The organism is Streptomyces sp. JH34, from assembly GCF_029428875.1.
Classification (GTDB): domain Bacteria; phylum Actinomycetota; class Actinomycetes; order Streptomycetales; family Streptomycetaceae; genus Streptomyces.
In genome coordinates this window covers 4332045-4349343 of sequence record NZ_JAJSOO010000001.1, presented here as the reverse complement: position 1 = coordinate 4349343, position 17299 = coordinate 4332045, and the positions used below count along the sequence as shown (strand labels likewise).

General features: G+C 73.5%; 16 protein-coding genes and 1 pseudogene. 6 read left to right on the top strand and 11 right to left on the bottom strand.

The window, feature by feature from the left end; translation table 11 throughout:
• Positions 1–30: 30 nt before the first annotated feature.
• The 8 genes from LWJ43_RS19480 to hutU all read right to left on the bottom strand — a co-directional run bounded on the left by LWJ43_RS19480 (position 31) and on the right by hutU (position 11167).
• Positions 31–1920 carry a hypothetical protein gene (locus LWJ43_RS19480; protein WP_277333508.1) on the bottom strand — a complete coding sequence of 630 codons (1890 nt, stop codon included), beginning with the start codon at positions 1918–1920 and terminating at the stop codon, positions 31–33.
• A gap of 145 nt (positions 1921–2065) precedes the next feature.
• Entirely contained in the window at positions 2066–2896 is an 831-nt protein-coding gene (locus tag LWJ43_RS19475; protein WP_277333507.1) for a polysaccharide deacetylase family protein, read from the bottom strand.
• Positions 2893–4170 (bottom strand): glycosyltransferase family 2 protein, encoded by a 1278-nt coding sequence (locus LWJ43_RS19470; RefSeq protein WP_462100953.1) that lies wholly within the window; start codon positions 4168–4170, stop codon positions 2893–2895. The genes LWJ43_RS19475 and LWJ43_RS19470 overlap by 4 nt, the downstream gene beginning before the upstream one ends.
• A gap of 125 nt (positions 4171–4295) precedes the next feature.
• Positions 4296–5378, bottom strand: coding sequence for a GNAT family N-acetyltransferase (locus LWJ43_RS19465; RefSeq protein ID WP_277335940.1), 1083 nt, complete (start codon positions 5376–5378; stop codon positions 4296–4298).
• 155 nt (positions 5379–5533) lie between these two features.
• On the bottom strand, positions 5534–6715 hold the full coding sequence (gene hutI, locus LWJ43_RS19460) for an imidazolonepropionase (RefSeq protein ID WP_277333505.1): 1182 nt from the start codon (positions 6713–6715) through the stop codon (positions 5534–5536).
• Between the two features lie 125 nt (positions 6716–6840).
• Complete coding sequence (locus LWJ43_RS19455) at positions 6841–8211, bottom strand: formimidoylglutamate deiminase (RefSeq protein WP_277333504.1); 1371 nt, start codon at positions 8209–8211, stop codon at positions 6841–6843.
• Positions 8202–9416 carry an allantoate amidohydrolase gene (locus LWJ43_RS19450; RefSeq protein WP_277335939.1) on the bottom strand — a complete coding sequence of 405 codons (1215 nt, stop codon included), beginning with the start codon at positions 9414–9416 and terminating at the stop codon, positions 8202–8204. Before LWJ43_RS19450 ends, LWJ43_RS19455 begins: the two co-directional genes overlap by 10 nt.
• 86 nt (positions 9417–9502) lie before the next feature.
• A complete protein-coding gene (gene hutU / locus LWJ43_RS19445; protein WP_277333503.1) occupies positions 9503–11167 on the bottom strand; it encodes a urocanate hydratase in 1665 nt (554 codons plus the stop codon).
• A gap of 302 nt (positions 11168–11469) precedes the next feature.
• On the opposite strand from hutU, the gene LWJ43_RS19440 reads away from it, so the two are divergent.
• The 4 genes from LWJ43_RS19440 to LWJ43_RS19425 all read left to right on the top strand — a co-directional run bounded on the left by LWJ43_RS19440 (position 11470) and on the right by LWJ43_RS19425 (position 13665).
• The gene (locus LWJ43_RS19440) at positions 11470–11874 is read left to right on the top strand and encodes a hypothetical protein (RefSeq protein WP_277333502.1); all 405 of its coding nucleotides are present in this window, start codon (positions 11470–11472) and stop codon (positions 11872–11874) included.
• Positions 11871–12677, top strand: a complete 807-nt coding sequence (locus LWJ43_RS19435; RefSeq protein WP_277333501.1) for a helix-turn-helix domain-containing protein — start codon at positions 11871–11873, stop codon at positions 12675–12677. The genes LWJ43_RS19440 and LWJ43_RS19435 overlap by 4 nt, the downstream gene beginning before the upstream one ends.
• 38 nt (positions 12678–12715) lie before the next feature.
• Positions 12716–13183 carry a roadblock/LC7 domain-containing protein gene (locus LWJ43_RS19430; RefSeq protein ID WP_277333500.1) on the top strand — a complete coding sequence of 156 codons (468 nt, stop codon included), beginning with the start codon at positions 12716–12718 and terminating at the stop codon, positions 13181–13183.
• 107 nt (positions 13184–13290) lie between these two features.
• The gene (locus LWJ43_RS19425) at positions 13291–13665 is read left to right on the top strand and encodes a hypothetical protein (RefSeq protein ID WP_033305094.1); all 375 of its coding nucleotides are present in this window, start codon (positions 13291–13293) and stop codon (positions 13663–13665) included.
• Between the two features lie 11 nt (positions 13666–13676).
• Here the strand turns inward: LWJ43_RS19425 and LWJ43_RS19420 are convergent.
• Both LWJ43_RS19420 and LWJ43_RS19415 read right to left on the bottom strand, forming a co-directional pair.
• Positions 13677–13983, bottom strand: a pseudogene (locus tag LWJ43_RS19420) (hypothetical protein).
• Positions 13984–14132: 149 nt separating this feature from the next.
• Positions 14133–14981, bottom strand: coding sequence for a MurR/RpiR family transcriptional regulator (locus tag LWJ43_RS19415; RefSeq protein WP_277333499.1), 849 nt, complete (start codon positions 14979–14981; stop codon positions 14133–14135).
• 167 nt (positions 14982–15148) lie between these two features.
• On the opposite strand from LWJ43_RS19415, the gene LWJ43_RS19410 reads away from it, so the two are divergent.
• A complete protein-coding gene (locus LWJ43_RS19410; RefSeq protein ID WP_277333498.1) occupies positions 15149–15730 on the top strand; it encodes a thioredoxin domain-containing protein in 582 nt (193 codons plus the stop codon).
• 42 nt (positions 15731–15772) lie between these two features.
• Here LWJ43_RS19410 and LWJ43_RS19405 read toward each other — a convergent pair whose 3' ends face one another.
• Positions 15773–16576, bottom strand: coding sequence for a maleylpyruvate isomerase family mycothiol-dependent enzyme (locus LWJ43_RS19405; RefSeq protein ID WP_277333497.1), 804 nt, complete (start codon positions 16574–16576; stop codon positions 15773–15775).
• 129 nt (positions 16577–16705) lie between these two features.
• Between LWJ43_RS19405 and LWJ43_RS19400 the strand changes: the two genes are divergently transcribed.
• Complete coding sequence (locus tag LWJ43_RS19400) at positions 16706–17125, top strand: hypothetical protein (RefSeq protein WP_277333496.1); 420 nt, start codon at positions 16706–16708, stop codon at positions 17123–17125.
• The last annotated feature ends 174 nt before the right edge of the window (positions 17126–17299 follow it).

Here is a 17299-nt window from a genome sequence, read left to right as displayed (position 1 = left end):
GACGCCCGGAGCGGGCCGGGCGGTGGGGCCTCAGGGGCTGTCGTAGCGCAGGACGACGCCGTGGTCCGTCCGCTCGACCACGTGGAAGAGCGGTGAGGCGGTGAGGTCCCGGGTGAGTGCGGCGAAGCCGCCGGGGGGCAGCAGCCCCTCACCGGCGGTGTAGACGTCCTGGGTGCGCGTGAGGATGACGAAGGCGGTGGTGCCGGGCGGCAGCCGGGTCGAGAGGTAGTGAGCCGGGTCCTTGAGCATCTCGACGTTCCCGGGCAGTTCCTGCTCGGCGAAGAACCAGTGCTCCAGGCGGTCGTAACGGTGCAGCGCCTGTGGGAAGGAGCCCGTCGTCGCGAGGATCAGGGCCCCTTCGGGTGCCCCGTCGATGGTGCGGGTGACGAGCGCGGTCTCGGCGGGCGGGGTGTAGTTCATCCGCTCCTTGCCGTAGTAGGAGGGCATGAATCCCGCCAGCAGCGCGGTCAGCACCACGGGGAGGGCGATCGCGCACGCTCTCCGGACGGCAGGCCGGACCCGGTGCTCCCCGACGTCGCCGGCAGCGGGGACGAGCGTCGCCGCGGCGAGGAACGCGGCGCCGGGGAGCGCGAACAGATAGACGCGGAAGAGCATCTCGCCGCCGTAGTCGTTGACCACGAACAGGGGCACGGGCGCGGCGGAGGCCAGCAGCAGCGGCAGGGCGCTGTGCACCAGGCGGCGGCGCAACAGGAGGGCCGCGCCCGCGAGACCGGCGACGGCCAGCACCATCAGGACGTTGGCACGGCCGGCGAGCTCGGGGCCCGCACCGGTGAGCTGTCCGGCGTATCCGGCCCGGGAGTTCCGGGTGAGCTGCCCCAGGGAGTCACGCAGGGTGCCCAGGGTCTCGGTGAACAGGGGCCTGCCCATGGTGAGGTCCCAGGCCAGCATGATCAGCACGGCCACGGCCAGGAGTCCGGGATTGCGGTAGCGGCGGGTGAGGTTGAGCGCGAGCAGGGTGACGCAGAGCATCACCGGGGTCAGCTGGTGCACCGCGTTGACCGCCACGATCAGGGGCACGAGGACGACGGCGCAGACCGCGCGCTGCCGGGTGGCTGTGGGTGGCGGGACGCCTGCCGCGGCAGGATCGAGCCATGCGCGCGAGCGCAGCCGGCCGGCCGAACCGGGGCGCACGAAGTGCCGTACGACGACGGCGAGTACGGCCAGATGGAGGAGGTAGGCCAGGCCCTGCGGAGCCAGGTAGTCCTGGCCCACCCAGTTGGCGAGCTGGAAGATCCAGACGGCGGTCCAGACCAGGCGCCAGTCGTCGCTGAAGGTGCGGTAGATCAGGACCAGGACGGGCATCATCAGCAGGCCGAGGACGACGGGCGCCCAGTTCAGGTAGGCGGCGGCGCCGTCCACACCGAACGCCCGGACGAGTCCGCCGTTCAGCGTGAAGAAACCGGGCCACTGGTCGTAGGCCGACATGTTGCCGGACAGGCCCTCCCCGGGGCGCAGTTCACCGTTCGCCAGCAGGTGGTCGATGACGGCGTCGTGCTTCGAGGCCCACGGGTAGCGCTCCGAGTCGTACAGGACGGCCGGGACGCCCTTGAGCGCCATCAGCAGTGAGGCGCAGTACAGCGCCGGCCACCACGGCGCCGTGCCCGCGCGGCGCAGACCGGCCAGGAAGCCCGCGGTCAGGACGAGCAGCGAGAGGTAGTAGGTGAGCGGCAGCCGGTCCAGGAGGCCGTACTCCCCCATCGAGCGGAAACCGACGTGCGGCAGCGAGGAGGTCCAGAGTCCGGCTGCCAGGGGTAACGGCAGCCAGGTGAGGAGCGTCCCGGGTCTCAGCGTGCCGGGGAGGCGACGGAGCGCTCCACGGGGTGCGGTGCCGGGCGGCGGCCCGGGGGGAGGCGCGGTCCCGGCGTCCCCCTCGACCGGTGCGGGCAGATGCTGCGGCACGGTGCGACTCCCCCCACGGATGTGGTCGCGGCCGTCACGCCGCTGCCCCTTCGGGCTGCCCCCCTCGGGGCTGTCCCGCCAAGTGAAGTATAGGAATGTACTTGGGTTTTGTGGCGCTCTGGTCCCTTTCTCCCCGCGCCACGCCTCACCCCGCGAACTCCGGTCCGCGCACCGCTGCCCGCGCCCGCCGGTACCAACGCCACCCCACGGTCGGCGGCGAGTCGGGGAACGGGGCCACGCGCGCGCCCTCGCCCGCCATCCAGCGCTCGACGTCCCGTACCGTGTGGCTGCGCCGCAGGATCAGCCGGGCGATCCGGTACGGCTCGTCCCGGCGGGAGCTCAGCGCGTGCCGTACGGCCACCGCACTCTCGTAACCGGCGTCCCGTGCGGCGCGGCGTACGCGCGCGCTGTTGTATCCGTGCGGATAGGCGAGGTGGGTCACCGGATGGCCCAGCACGTCCTCCAGCACGGCCTTGGAGTCGACGAGTTCGGCCCTCAGGCCGGCTCGGGGCAGCGTGTCCAGCTGGGCGTGTGTGACGGTGTGCCCGCCCACCTCCATGCCGTACCGCTCGAGCAGTGGCGCCTGGTCCAGCCTCATCATCGGCCCCGGCGGCAGCAGGCTGCCCCCTCCGGACCGTGTCAGCGCACCCGTCGTGAGATAGGCGGTCGCCGGCATCGCGTGCCCGGCGAGGGCTTCGGCCGTCGGCCCCGGCAGGTCCGCGAAGCCGTCGTCGAAGGTCAGTACGACCGGACGGTCCGGCAGCGGTCCACGCCCGGCGAGATGGTCGACGAGGGCTCCGACCGTGACCGCCGTGCGGCCACAGGCACCGATCGCGTCCAGCTGCGCGGCGAACGCCCCCGGTGTGACGGTGAACTCGGCGATCCAGCCGGGCGGTTCGTCCATCACCGCGTGGTACAGCAGCACGGGGATCCGGTTCTCCGCGCCCCGCCCCCCGGGCCCGCCGGGCGCGCTCATCCCCCCTCCCGGGGGCGTGACGCGCCGCGGAGCGCGAGCCGGGCGCGTACGTATCCGAGCGGACCGTACAGCAGACCCCTGCGCTCCAACCGGGACAGATGCCGGGGCCACGGGTAGGTGTACGTGCCGTGCGCGCCGGGAACACCGAAGCCTCCCGCCGCGCCGGTGTCACGCGGCGCCGTCATCGCGCGGGCATGGGCGAGGCCCCGTGGCAGCCGGGCCAGGAGGGACGGCACCAGGGCGGGCCTGCGGACCAGGAGCGCGGTGAGACAGGCGGTGAGCCCGGCACCGTAGCCGTACGCCTGTCCGCACAGGTCGCCCCAGCGCTCCCGGTGGTGGTGCCAGACGATCGCTTCGGGCGTGTAGTGCAGCGGGTACCCCTCGGCGAGGAGGCGTACGAAGGCGTAGAGGTCGTCGCCCCCTCTGGCCGGGGTGCCGGTACCGGTGGCGGGGTCGAAACCGCCGACCGCCCTCAGCGGACCGGCGCGGAAGGCCATGTTGGCTCCGGAGCCGAACCGTCCGGCGGTGAACGGGAAGAGCGGCTCGTCCGCGGGCGGGCGCGCGGGGTCGTGGTCGCGTGCCGTGAACCCCTTGGCGAATCCGCCGTGGCTCTCCAGCAGGACCTGCGCCGGGGTGGTCAGCCTGGCGGGCAGGATAAGGCCGGTGACGCAGGCCGTCCTGGGGTCCTCACCGAAGGGCCGGGTCAGGGCGGTGAGCCAGTGCGGGTCGGCGACGACGTCGTCGTCGGTGAAGGCGAGGACGCCGGACGTGGCGACGGCGACGCCCCGGTTGTGCGCGGCGGCCAGACCGGGCACCGGCTCCAGCACGTAGCGCACGCCACGGCCGGCGTAGACGGAGGTGACGAGCTCCCGGGTGGAGCCGGTGGCCGGGGCGTTGTCGACGACCACGAGCTCGAAGTCCGGGTGGTCCTGGGCCAGGAGTGAGTCGAGGGCGCGGGCGAGCCGGTCGGGCCGCTCCCGGGTGGCGACGACCACCGTGGCCCTGGGGATCTCCCCGGCCGGCGGCCGCCGCGGAGCGTCCGGGACGACGATCTCGTCCACCGCCTGCTTCGCGAGGACCGAGGCGGGGTCCTCGCCCGCCCGGACGCGCCCGACGACCGTGCCGACCGGGCGCCCGCGCAGCCGCACGAGGGCGAAGTACCGCCGCCCGTCGCCGTCGCGCGGTTCGGCGTCCAGGGGCGGCCCGCCGGGTACGGGCCCGATCCGCACGCCCGTACCGTCGGCCGCGTCGAGCTCCAGTTCGGCGACGGTCAGGCCGGCGAGCCGGCCGATGTCGGGTAAGGGCCGCGTGTGGCCCGCCCGTTCGTTCCGGTACGGCATCCGGTCCCCCCGGTCGTGACGTGTGGATGTTCCTGATTCGGCGCCGGTCGTCGTCGTGCTCAGGGACGTCTCGGTTCCCGCAGCCCTCCGGCCCGTCGGAGGCCGCGCTGCGCCAGGCCCGCCAGCCGGGGCCGGTCGCGTACGAAGCCGTGCGCGCGGCGGGAGGGCTCACGGCCGAGCCAGTGCAGGACCGCTCCGGCGCCCGGCCTGACGGTGGCGCCCTCGTACACCGTCAGTTCGCCGGTCCTCAGGGCGTCCTTGTACTCGGCCGCCCCGCGCCCCATGTCGAGCATCCCGATGCCGTCGTCCGCCGCGGCCCGCGCCATCCGCAGGTGCAGGACCAGGCCCGGCGAGAACTTCGCGAACTCCGGGTCGTACGCCGGGAACCAGCACGAGAGCACCGTCCGCGACCGCAGCCCGAAATGCGCGGCCACGGGCCGGTCTCCCGCGTAGAGGACGGAGAGCAGACCGGAGCATCCGGGGGCCCGGGTGTGGAAGAGGAACTCCACCAGGTCACGGATCCACCGCTTCGCGAAGCGGTCCCGGCGGCCCGTCCTGCGGTACTGGGCGGACTTCCACCCCATCAGGGTCCGCAGCGCCTCGGGATCCCGCTCGTCGAGGACGAACCGCACCTCCCCCGCCGTGCGGCCGAGCTTGCGCTCCTTGGCCAGAGTGGTCCTGAGGAACTTCGGCGACTGGGCGCGCAGCACCTTCTCGTAGCTCTCGTACCCGTGGCCGACGTCGATGACGTACGTGGCGTACGAGCGGGCCGCGGCCGGCTGGAAGAGAGCCTGACGCTCCTCCAGGTTGTCGAACTCCCAGGCGGACAGGCCGCAGGCACGCAGCAGGTCCCTCGCCTCCAGGGCCAGGCCCGGCCGGAGCACCGCGCCCTGGACGTCGGAGACCCCGAGGCCGATGGCCCGGCCGTGACCGAGCCGTCCCCGCTCGAAGGGGAGGAAGCCCGCCGTGCCCCCGCCCTCCTCACCGATCACCGCGACCCGCGCGCGCGGCCGGACACGGCCGACGGCGAGGGCGAACTCCGGTTCCATGAACGGGTGGGCCGGGGCACCGGACTCCGCCCGGAGCTCCCGCCACGTCTCGATGTCCCCCGTGCCCAGATCTCCGGGCCTGACCACACGTATGCGCCTGCCGCTCACAAGACCCCCCGGTCCTACCCCCCGAGCCACGCTGCCCCAGAACGGTACCGGGAGGAGTCACTCGGCGGTAGACAGCCGCGACATCGTGTGACCGACCGGTGGAAACCGGATCACACCCCTCCCCCGGCTCGGCGCGCCCGTCACACCGCCCTCTCCCCCGCTCGCCACACCTCGCCGATCAGCGGGACTCCCGGCCGGTAGGCGAGGTGGACGTGGCTCGGCGCGTCGAGGATCACCAGGTCGGCGCGGGCCCCGGGGGTGATGCGGCCGATGTCGGTGCGGCGCAGGGCGGCGGCGCCGCCGGCCGTGGCCGACCAGATCGCCTCGTCGGGGGTCATGCCCATGTCCCGTACGGCAAGGGCGATGCAGAACGGCATGGAGGAGGTGAACGACGAACCCGGGTTGCAGTCCGTGGACAACGCGACCGTGGCACCCGCGCCGAGGATGCGGCGGGCGTCGGGCCAGTCGGCGCGTGTGGAGAACTCGGCACCGGGGAGCAGGGTGGCGACGGTGGAACCCTGCCCGAGGGCGTCGAGGTCGGCGTCGTCCAGGTGGGTGCAGTGGTCGGCGGACGCGGCACCCAGCTCGACGGCGAGCCGGACACCGGGGCCGTGGCCGAGCTGGTTGGCGTGGACGCGGGGCTGCAGGCCCCTGGCCTGGCCGGCGGTGAGGATCGTGCGCGCCTGGTCCTCGTCGAACGCGCCCCGTTCGCAGAAGACGTCGATCCAGCGGGCGTGCGGGGCGCAGGCGTCCAGCATCGGACCGGTGACGAGGTCCACGTAGCCGGCGGGGTCGTCGGCGTAGTCGGGGGACACGATGTGGGCGCCGAGGAAGGTGACCTCGTCGGTGTGGCGGGCGGCGACGCGCAGGGCACGCGCCTCGTCCTCGACGGTGAGGCCGTAGCCGGACTTGGTCTCGAAGGTGGTGGTGCCCTGCCGGAGCGCCTCGGCCAGGTAGCGGGCGACGTTCGCGGACAGCTCCTCGTCGGAGGCGGCGCGGGTGGCGGCCACGGTCGTGCGGATGCCGCCCGCCGAGTAGGGGCGGCCGGACATGCGGGCGTTGAACTCGGCGGTGCGGTCGCCCGCGAACACGAGGTGGGAGTGGGAGTCGACGAAGCCGGGGATCACCGCGCGGCCGCCCGCGTCGACGGCGTTGTCGGTGGCGGGTGCTCTGCTGGATTCACCGGTCCACACGATGCGGTCGCCGTCGATGACGACGGCCGCGTCCCGGATCAGGCCCAGGGGGGTCCCGTCACCGAGGGAGGGGTCGTTGGTGACCAGGTTCGCGATGTGGGTGATGGCGGTCGTGGCGGTCGTCGTCATCCGGACACAGCTCTCTTCGGGTTCGCCCGGCGGGGCTGCCGGGGTGGTCGGCCGGGGGCACCGGCCCGGGCGGGCATCCGGTGCGCGGCCCGCCCGGGTGGCCGGCGGACGGGCCGGCACGGCGGTCAGCGGTGCAGGGCGGCGACGGCCGAGGCGAGTGCTCCGGGCACGTCCTCGATCCGGGTGTGCCGTCCGTCCCGCACGATGTGCCGCCCGGCCACCACGGTGTGCCGCACATCGGCGGCCGTGGCGGCGAATACGGCCGTTTCGGCTCCCAGCCGCGGTACCGGCCCCGCCGTCCTGACGGAGTCCAGGGCGACGGTGGTGAGGTCGGCGGGCGCACCCGGTTCCAGCGTCCCCCCGTCCGGGCGGCCGAGCGCGGCGTGGCCGTCGGCGGAGGCGGCCCTGAGCAGGGCGGAGGCGGTCCAGTGGCCGCGCACACGGGTGCGCAGGCGTTCGTTGAGCTCCATGGCCCGCGCCTCCTCGAAGAGGTCGATCACGGCGTGGCTGTCGCTGCCCAGCGAGAGGGGGGAACCCGCGGCCTGGAGCGCGGTGGCGGGGCCGATGCCGTCGGCGAGGTCGCGTTCCGTCGTGGGGCACATGCAGGTGCCCGTCCGGGAGGCGCCCAGCAGCTCGATGTCCTCGGCGGTGAGGTGCGTGTTGTGGATGCCGGTGGTGCCCGGGCCGAGGACCCCGTGGTCGGCGAGGAGCCGTGTGGGGGTGCGGCCGTGGGCGGCGCGGCAGGCGTCGTTCTCCGCGGTCTGCTCGGAGAGGTGGACGTGCAGCGGAACGGCCCGCTCCTGGGCCCACCGGGCGACGGTGGCCAGCTGGCCCGCCGGCACGGCGCGCACGGAATGGATCGCGGCGCCGATCACCACCAGGTCGTCGTCGCCCTTGAGGAGGGAGGCACGCTCGGCCCAGGCGTCGGCGGTGACGTCGGAGAAGCGCGTCTGGTGACGGTTGGGCCGCTCCCCGAACCCGGCGGCGAGGTAGGCGGTGTCGAGCAGGGTGATCCGGATGCCGGCCTCGGCCGCCGCGGCGATGAGCGCCTCGCCCATGGCGTTCGGGTCGTCGTAGGGCGTGCCGCCGGGCGCGTGGTGCAGGTAGTGGAATTCGCCGACCGCGGTGATCCCGGCCAGCGCCATCTCCGCGTACGTGGCGCGGGCCAGGTCGTAGTACGTGTCGGGGGTGAGACGGGACGCCGTCCGGTACATCGTCTCGCGCCATGTCCAGAAGGTGCCGGAGCCGACCTGCACGGTGGAGCGCAGCGCGCGGTGGAAGGCGTGCGAGTGGGTGTTGGCCAGGCCCGGTACGGTCAGCCCGTGCAGCGCCGTGGCGCCGGGCGGCGGTGCGTCGACGCCCGTCCGGACGCCGGCGACGCGCCCCCCGGACACGTCCAGGAGGACGCCCGGCTCGACATGGGTGCCGAGCCAGGCGTGCGACATCCAGTACGTCGCGGTGACCGGTGTGCCCGTCGGTTGCGTCGTCAGCTGCACGCGAGGCCCTCCAGTACGTCGGCGAGTGCCCGCACCCCGGCCACGCAGTCGTCCTCCGCGGCGTGTTCGGCGGGTGAGTGCGAGACCCCGGTGGGGTTCCGTACGAACAGCATGGCGGTCGGCACGGAGGCGGACAAAATACCCGCGTCGTGTCCCGCTCCCGTGCCGAGCACCGGCACGGGACGCCCCGCGGTACCCGCACCGCGCTCCTCCAGGACCCGGCGGATCTCGTCCCGCAGCGCGTGCTGGAAGTCCACCACCGGCGTGAACGACTCGCGTGCGACGTCGAGATCGACCCCGGCCCGCTCGGCGTGCTCCCGCGCGGCCCGTTCGACACCGCTCACCACGGCGTCGAGAGTGTCCTGGTCGGCGGCCCGCGAGTCGAGCCAGCCCCGTACGAGGGACGGGATCGCGTTGACCCCGTTCGGCTCGACGGCGATCTTGCCGAAGGTCGCGAGGCCCCCGGCGAGCTCCGCCTCCCGCCGGGCCGCGAGCACGGTCTCGGCGTACGGGAGCATCGGGTCCCGGCGGTCGGCGAGCCGAGTGGTTCCGGCGTGGTTGGCCTCGCCCCGGAAGTCGAAACGCCAGCGGCCGTGCGGCCAGATGGCCGAGGCGACCCCGACCGGGTCGCCGCTCAGGTCGAGGGCGCGCCCCTGTTCCACGTGGAGTTCGACGAACGCGCCGATCCGGGCGAGGCGTCCGGGATCGGGCCCGATGGCGTCCGGGTCGTACCCGGCCGCCTCCATGGCCCGGGGCAGGGAGACCCCGCTCCCGTCGGTGAGCCGGTGCGCGTCCTCGACGGTCAGCTGTCCCGCGGCGAGCCGGGAGCCGACGCAGGCGAGCCCGAAGCGGGCCCCCTCCTCGTCGCCGAAGTTGACGACGGCGAAGGGCCTGGTGAACTCGGCTCCCCTGCGGCGGAGTTCGTCCAGGGCCGCGAAGGAGGACACCACGCCGAGGGGGCCGTCGAAGGCCCCGCCGTCGGGCACCGAGTCGAGGTGGGACCCGGTGACCACGGCGTCCCCCGCGAGGGGATCGCCGTGCCAGGCCCACTGGTTGCCGTTGCGGTCGACCTCGTGGACGAGCCCGCGGGCCTCCGCCTGGGCGCGGAACCACTGCCGGCACTCAAGGTCGGCCCCGGTCCAGGCGTAGCGGCGGTAGCCGCCGCTCCCGGGGTCCAGCCCGAGGGGCGCGAGGCCGCGCCACATCTCCTGGAAGGACTCGGGCCCGCCGGCGCGGGGCGTGGGCGCGACCGGACCCGGGCCCCGCTGCCGACGGTCGTCCACGGTCCCGGTCACCGGGCGTCGCCCTCCGCCATCGGGACCCGCACGCCCTGGTCCGAGGCGACGGTCTCCGCGATGTCGTACCCGGCGTCGACGTGCCGGATGACGCCCATGCCGGGGTCGTTCGTGAGGACCCGCCGGATCTTCTCGCCCGCGAGCTCCGTGCCGTCGGCAACCGTGACCTGACCCGCGTGGATCGAGCGGCCCATGCCCACGCCGCCCCCGTGGTGCAGGGACACCCAGGACGCCCCCGACGCGACGTTGACCATGGCGTTGAGCAGGGGCCAGTCCGCGATGGCGTCGGAGCCGTCCAGCATGGCCTCGGTCTCGCGGTAGGGGGAGGCGACCGAACCGCAGTCCAGGTGGTCGCGCCCGATGGCCAGGGGCGCCGCGAGTTCGCCGCTCGCCACCATGTCGTTGAACCGCTCACCGGCCCGGTCGCGTTCGCCGTAGCCGAGCCAGCAGATCCGGGCCGGCAGCCCCTGGAAGTGGACCCGCTCGCCGGCCATCCTGATCCAGCGGTGCAGCGACTCGTTCTCCGGGAAGAGTTCGAGCAGGGCCTTGTCCGTCCTGTGGATGTCCGAGGCCTCGCCGGACAGCGCCGCCCACCGGAAGGGCCCCTTGCCCTCACAGAAGAGCGGCCGGATGTAGGCGGGCACGAAGCCCGGGAAGTCGAACGCCCGCGCGTATCCGGCGAGCTGGGCCTCGCCCCGGATCGAGTTGCCGTAGTCGAAGACCTCGGCCCCCGCGTCCATGAAGCCGACCATCGCCTCGACGTGCGCGGCCATCGACTCCCGGGCACGCCGGGTGAAGTCGGCGGGCTTCTCGGCGGCGTAGGAGGCCATGTCGTCGAAGTCGACGCCGACGGGGAGATAGGCGAGCGGGTCGTGCGCGCTGGTCTGGTCGGTGACGATGTCGACGGGTGCGCCCTCGGCGAGCATCCGGGGCAGCAGCTCCGCGGCGTTGCCCAGCAGGCCGATGGAGAGCGGACGTCGCGCGTCGCGGGCCTCGACGGCCAGCTGGAGCGCATGCTCGAGCGAATCGGCGCGCACGTCCAGGAAGCGGTGCTCGATCCGGCGCTCGATGGCGCGCGGGTCGCAGTCGACGCAGAGGGCGACACCGTCGTTCATCGTGACGGCCAGCGGCTGGGCGCCGCCCATGCCTCCGAGTCCGGCCGTCAGCGTGATGGTGCCGGCCAGCGTCCCGCCGAACCGCTTGGCGGCGACGGCCGCGAACGTCTCGTACGTGCCCTGGAGGATGCCCTGGGTCCCGATGTAGATCCAGGAACCCGCGGTCATCTGCCCGTACATGGTGAGCCCGAGGGCCTCCAGGCGGCGGAACTCCTCCCAGTTCGCCCAGTCGCCCACCAGGTTGGAGTTGGCGATCAGGACGCGCGGCGCCCACTCGTGGGTCTGCATGACACCGACCGGCCGCCCGGACTGGACGAGCATCGTCTCGTCCTGCTTGAGCGTCCGGAGGGTACGGACCATGGCGTCGAAGGACCGCCAGTCGCGGGCGGCCTTGCCCGTGCCGCCGTAGACGACGAGCTTGTCGGGGTGTTCGGCGACCTCGGGGTCCAGGTTGTTCTGCAGCATGCGGAGGGCGGCTTCCTGCTGCCATCCCAGGGCGCTCAGTTCCGTACCGCGCGGTGCCCGTACGGGGCGGGGTCCTGACATGGGGCTGCCTCCTCGCGAATGTGACTCACCTATTCACATCCTGTCCGCCTGAATAGTCCTAGTCAAGACGCCCGCCCGGCCGACGGGAAGGACCGACAGGGGGCACGGACGGATCGAATTGCGCCACGGTGCGACGACCGGCCGGACATCTTCGACCGGCTGCCACGCGCTCACCAGCGGCCCCTTACACGGCCGCTCGCATGTACCTCTGGAAAATGCCAGAACTCCCACCAGGAACGCACACGTTGCGTAGCCTCTCCACTACACCTGTACGTCACGTCGGGAGGGGAGTTGAGTTCGCGTTGCCCGGAATCGACGAGTGCCTGATCGAAGTCATGAGGCTGCCCGGTGCCCGGGGTGCCGCGGTGGTCGACTGGACCAGCGGTCTCGCGCTCGGCACCATCGGCGAGTCGCCCAACGGCGACCACGAGGCCACGGCCGCCGAGACGGCGGAGGTGGCGAGGATGGCCGCTGAACAGCCGGTCTTCGCCCAGGCCGACGCGTCCGTCGGATCGACGGGCCCGCCCGTCCCCTCGGTCGAGGACGTCATCGTGACCACCGCCCCCGGCTACCACATCCTCCGTTTCGTCGAGACGGCCTTCGACAGCAGCGTCTTCCTCCATCTCTGGCTGGACCGCGCGGAAGGCAATCTGGCGATGGCCCGGATACGGCTCGGCGAGATAGCGCAGCGGCTGGTCCTGGCATGACACCCACCGTCGCCGACCGGCCCGGCACACCGGAACGCGCCGCTCCCTCACCGATGTTGCAGCGGCTCGCGGCGGAGCGCGCAACGGGCGCACTGATGCGCGACCGCGGCACCCTGTATCTCGCCGACGGCCAGGTGGTCCACGCGGAGAGCCCCTCGACCCCCGGAATCGACGTCCTGCTCACCACGGGCGGCGCGCTGCGTTCCGAGGGCTGGTGGGACGCGGTCGCCCAGGCGGGGGCCGGACAGCGGGTCGGCCGCTACCTCGTGGACAGCGGACGGATCCCCGGCGGTGCTCTGGAACTCTGCCACCTGGGGGCGCTGTACGACGCGGCCTTCTTCGCCCTGGCCCCCACGCACACACCGGCCCGCTTCCGCTACGGGGTCTCCCACTGGATCGGGCCCGTCCGCCCCGTACCCGTGCACGCCGTCCAGCGTGAGACGCTCCGGCGCCGGGAGCTCCTGGACCGCATCTGGCCGGACGCGCTCACCGACAGCGCGCCGCTCGGGCCCACGGCCCACCCGGTCGACGCCCCGGTACCCGCACGCCAGCGGCACGTGCTGGCCCTGGTGAACGGCGAGCGCACGGCCACCGACATCGCCCGGGAACTGGGCCGCTCGGCCTTCCACACCCTGGTCGACCTGCGCCGACTGGCGGCCGCCGGGCTCGTCGAAGCGGTCCGCCCGGCCGCGTCCGGCTCCGCCGCGGTGTCCGGGCACAGCCGCGTCACGCTGCCGGAGGTCACGAACGACCCAGACGTCGCCCTGCTGCGCCGGCTCAGAGACGCATTGGAGGCCCTGTGATACGCGCGCTCAGACAGCGTGCCGGGAGGAGACAGCTGATGGTGCCCGAGGCAGAGGTCGAGGACGTCCTCGACGAGCTCCAGCGATTACGCGCCCGGGTGCCGCTCCTGACCGGCGCGCTGGCCGCCAGCACCGACGGCCTGATCCTCGCCCAGGACACCCCGGGCATCGAGGCCGAGGGCGTCGCAGCACTGACCGCCGCCGCACTGGGCGTCTCGGTCCGGATGTCCGACGCGACCGGCCGCGGCGGCTTCCGCGAACTCCTGATCCGCGGCGAGAACGGATACATCGCCACGTACGCGGCGGGGTCGTCCGCCGTCCTCACCCTGCTCGCCGAGGACCGCATCAACGTCGGACGCCTCCATCTGGAAGGCCGCCGCGCCGGCGCGCGCATCGGCGAGGTCGTCGACGCCTCGCAGGACCACGCCGACCGCCCCGTGCCGCCTCCGCGCCCGCAGCGGCCGGGCGCCCTGCCGCGCCGCAGCACCACACCGGACCCCACGTGACACCCGCACCAGCCAAGGACGGCCCCGGCCGTTCACGCACCGACCGGAAACGCGCCACCCAGTTACGGACCGGCCACCGGGCCGGCCAGGGAAAGGAAACGAGCACTATGGCCAACACCGAAGCGTCACTGAAGGATGCGATGGCGTCGATCGAGGGGACCCTCGGTGTCGCACTCGTCGACTACACCAGCGGCATGGCCCTCGGCACCCTCGGCGGTGGCAAGGACTTCAACCTGGAGGTCGCCGCGGCCGGCAACACGGACGTCGTACGGGCGAAGCTCCGGACCATGGAGCACCTGGGCATCAAGGACGAGATCGAGGACATCCTGATCACCCTCGGCACCCAGTACCACCTGATCCGGCTGCTCAAGACCCGCGGCAGCAACGGCCTGTTCCTCTACCTCGTGCTGGACGGCGGCAGAGCCAACCTCGCGATGGCCCGCCACCAGCTGCGGAAGATCGAGGCGGACCTGGAGGTCTGACCTCCGCCTCCTCACCGGCGGCGACGCCGCGCCCCTCCGGGTGCGGCGTCCCCCGCCACGGGCCCGGTCGTCCGGTGGCCCTTGACGTCCCTGCCCGCGGGCCGGCGCCGCTCGACCCGGTCGGTGCGCACCCGGTACAGGACGTCGTCCCGCCGCGCCCGCCACCCGAGCCGTACCGCCTTCACCACAGCCCGGCGCCGGCCCCTGCCAGCAGTCCGATCCGTCGCCCGGTGAGCCCCGGGACGAACGCCCGACGGCGGCCGCCGGCAGGCCCGGCCACCACAACGGCGCGGCCCCGGCCCGCACGACCACGGCCACCCTCGCCGACGACTGCGCTCCGCGCCCCACGTCCGTACCCCTCTCCCACGATTCGTTCAGGACCCTCTGGGCACGGAGATCGATAGGCACAGACGAGCGACGTCCGAGAACGGGGGAAGACGGGCCCCGAACTGCTCCAGGCGCCTCGGCTACTCGACGAACAGTCCGCGGGCGGCGGCCCTCGCGTCGAAGTCCTCCAGCCGGGCCTGCGCCTCGGGCAGCCCGTCGCACATCGCCTCCAGCAACGCACGGCCCAGCAGCATCGGTGCGCACGCGGTGTCGAAGGCCAGCCCGGTGCCGACGGCGGCCGGGATGAGCAGGTCGCTGTGGGCCGCCACCGGAGCGAACGCCGAGTCGGCCACGGTCACGACGGTCAGCCCCTGCTCGCGGGCGTATGCCAGCGCGTCCACCACCTCGCGCGGGTGCCTCGGCAGGGCGAAGCACATCAGCGCGGTCGCGCCCGCCCGCCTGGCGGCGTCGACACGGTCGTGCAGCATGCTGCCGCCCTCGTCGACGACCCGTACGTCCGGATGCACCTTGGCCGCGAAGTAGCCGAATCCCCGGGCCTGCGAGGAGGCCGCCCGCAGCCCGAGCACGAGGAGGGGCCTGGAGGCGGCGAGCAGCCGCCCCGCCCGCTCCACCGGCGCCGGGTCGGCGAGCAGTTCGGAGAGCTGACGCAGGTTCTCGATCTCCGCCCGCACGGCCTGCTGGTACTCGTTGAACGTGTCCTCCACGCCGTCCCCGGCGGCCGCGTCGGCGGGCGAGACCTCCCTCAGGTGCTTGCGCAGGGCGGGATAGCCGTCGAAGCCGAGGGCCACGGCGAAGCGGGTGACGGACGGCTGGCTCACTCCGGCCAGCTCGGCCAGTTCCACACTCGACAGGAAGGGGGCATCGGCGGCCCTGCGCACCATCGAGTGCGCGATCCGCCGCTGGGTGGGTGTGAGCCGCCGCCCCTCGAAGAGCCGCTGCAACCGCGCAGCCGGGCTGCTCCCGCTCATGCTGTCCCCTCCAGTGTTCCGCCGCACCGGTCCGGCGCCGAGGAATCCATTCAGCCAGCAAGCGGTCTGCATGTCCATATACAGCCCACGCTCCGGACACCGCCCGTGGGGTCCACCGATCCGCCGCTCGCATTGCGGGACCGCCCCACCCTGCCGACCCTGGGGTCATGATCCCAGCGAACACGAGAGGGCCGGGCGGCATCGTCGTCCGCTACGGCGACCCCGACGCCGCGCACGTGCTGAGCGTCTACGCCGATCTGCGCTGCCCCTACTGCAAGCGCATGGAGCTCGGCCTCGGAGCAGTGATGGAGCGGGCCGCCGACGAGGGCAGATTCGCGGTGGACCACCACTTCGGCACGTTCATCGACGACTCGGCGGGCGGCAGCGGCTCCCTGGAGGCGCTGGCCGCACTGGGAGCCGCGGCAGACGAGGGCCAGAAGCCGTTCATGCACTATCTCCGGGCTCTGTACGCCGATCAGCCCAGCGAGGACGTGGACGCCTTCGCCGATCACGACACCCTGCTCCGGCTGGCCGACGAGGTCCAGGCGCTGCACACCGACGCCTTCCGGCAGAAGGTCATGGAGCGCACCTACCTGCCCTGGGCGGCACAGGTCTCCGCGGCCTTCAAGACGAGCGGTGTCCGCTCCACCCCGACGGTCCTGATCGACGACGTCCCGATCGCCGTCATGAACCCCACGGGATACGCCGTGACGCCCGAGGCCTTCCTCGCCGGGGCGACTCCTCGGTGAACGTCTTCGGCGCCCGCCCGGACCGCGCGTGCGCCGAGGGCGTCAGAAGACGACGCGTGCCGCCGTCAGCGCGGCCCGCGCCCCGGGGTCGCCCTCCAGTTCCAGGGGGCCTCGCGTCTGCCGCCCGGACACGTGGCGGGCGAAGTCGACCGCGTCCGCGCGGAGCGTGGCCGCCGGGGTGCCGATGCCCAGCAGACGGCGTCCTCCCGCCGGGCCGTGGAGGTCGATCTCCACGGCCGGGCCCGTCCAGGTGAGGGCGAGGTCCAGCACCACCTGGTCGACGATCTCCCGGTCGTGGCCGTCGAGGACCAGATCGGCCCCGAGGGCGTCGCCGAGGTCAACCCGGTGCATCCAGGTGTCGCGGACCACGAGGACGCTGCCGAGGTAGTCCACCGAGTCGTCGGGCAGGGCCCTCGCCTCCGGGTAGAGGAGGCTCAGCCGGACCTTGCGGCGGACCGGGGCCGGGACGCGGCGCAGGGCGATGAGCGCCTGCGGCGCGAAGTGGGCGAGGGCGCCGATCAGTTCGCGCCCGGGAACGGCCTGCCGGTCCTCGATCTGGATCTCGTTGTGCCCGTCCAGCCGGCCGAGGTGCGGATGGGTCCGCGCGGCGCGCCGGATCCGGCGCACGGCGACCCAGGGGCGCGGCACCTCCTCGTACTGACCGACGGTGTGGGCCAGCATGTCCCGGACCGTCCAGCCGGTGCACCGGGTCGGCCGCTGCCAGTCCTCGTCGGAGAGCTCACGGAACGTCGAGAGCGTCGCCCTCAGCTCGGCCTCGTTGACCAGACGTGCCCTCGTCCCGGAGGTCCGGGGAATGGCGCGGGCGGACGATGTCGTGGTGGCCATGGGCGCGCCTCCCGTCTCCCGGCAACAACGCTACGCCGACCCGGCCCGGCCCGCCCTGCGCGGCGGACCGCCGGAACAGGGGGGCTGTCCCCACTGACGCGGGCGCCCCGGATTCGTACCGTGAGACGCATGGAAGCCCGTGACCCTGAGCTCCGACGAGAGCTCGACGCCACCCTGCAGGCCCGCGGTGAACTGGGCCCCGAGTACGAGTCCGTGCTCATCGACTCCTTCGTGGAGAAGGTCGAGCAGCGACTCGCCGGCTCCCAGGACCGGCGGACACGGCGGCTGTCGGCCGAAAGGCGGACGGCCGCCGCCCGGAGTGCCTCGCAGCCCGCCAGGCCGTTCGGGACCTTCGCGGAGCGGTTCGGCTTCGGGATCGTCTCGCTGGTCCTGGCCATCCCCCTGTCCGCGATCGGCGTCGCGAACGCCGGGATCGACGGGCTCGTCGTGGCCTGGCTGGGGATCTTCGGCGTGAACGCCGTCCACGCCGCCCGCACCTGGCCGTGGGCCCGGGGCGGGCGACGTTCCTCGTCCGACTGGGACGACTGAGGCACCGGAGGTGGCCGAGTACCCGCGAGACGCGTACCCGCGAGAACGGGGACGGCCGACGAGCCCGCGTGTCCGCGGACATGAGTAGTCGCGGGGACCGCCGCACCCCCGGTTGCCCGGAGGGCGGGACGACGGCGGTCCCCGCGAGGGACGCGATCCCGGGTCAGGGCCGGG

What these genes read in the sequence shown, in the direction of transcription:
- LWJ43_RS19475 (WP_277333507.1), bottom strand. Translation starts at nt 2,896, where the DNA reads ATGAGCGCGCCCGGCGGGCCCGGGGGGCGGGGCGCGGAGAACCGGATC.
- hutI (WP_277333505.1), bottom strand. Translation starts at nt 6,715, where the DNA reads ATGACGACGACCGCCACGACCGCCATCACCCACATCGCGAACCTGGTC.
- LWJ43_RS19450 (WP_277335939.1), bottom strand. Translation starts at nt 9,416, where the DNA reads ATGTGGCGCGGCCTCGCGCCCCTCGGGCTGGACCCCGGGAGCGGCGGC.
- hutU (WP_277333503.1), bottom strand. Translation starts at nt 11,167, where the DNA reads ATGTCAGGACCCCGCCCCGTACGGGCACCGCGCGGTACGGAACTGAGC.
- LWJ43_RS19435 (WP_277333501.1), top strand. Translation starts at nt 11,871, where the DNA reads ATGACACCCACCGTCGCCGACCGGCCCGGCACACCGGAACGCGCCGCT.
- LWJ43_RS19430 (WP_277333500.1), top strand. Translation starts at nt 12,716, where the DNA reads ATGGTGCCCGAGGCAGAGGTCGAGGACGTCCTCGACGAGCTCCAGCGA.
- LWJ43_RS19425 (WP_033305094.1), top strand. Translation starts at nt 13,291, where the DNA reads ATGGCCAACACCGAAGCGTCACTGAAGGATGCGATGGCGTCGATCGAG.
- LWJ43_RS19415 (WP_277333499.1), bottom strand. Translation starts at nt 14,981, where the DNA reads ATGAGCGGGAGCAGCCCGGCTGCGCGGTTGCAGCGGCTCTTCGAGGGG.
- LWJ43_RS19410 (WP_277333498.1), top strand. Translation starts at nt 15,149, where the DNA reads ATGATCCCAGCGAACACGAGAGGGCCGGGCGGCATCGTCGTCCGCTAC.
- LWJ43_RS19405 (WP_277333497.1), bottom strand. Translation starts at nt 16,576, where the DNA reads ATGGCCACCACGACATCGTCCGCCCGCGCCATTCCCCGGACCTCCGGG.
- LWJ43_RS19400 (WP_277333496.1), top strand. Translation starts at nt 16,706, where the DNA reads ATGGAAGCCCGTGACCCTGAGCTCCGACGAGAGCTCGACGCCACCCTG.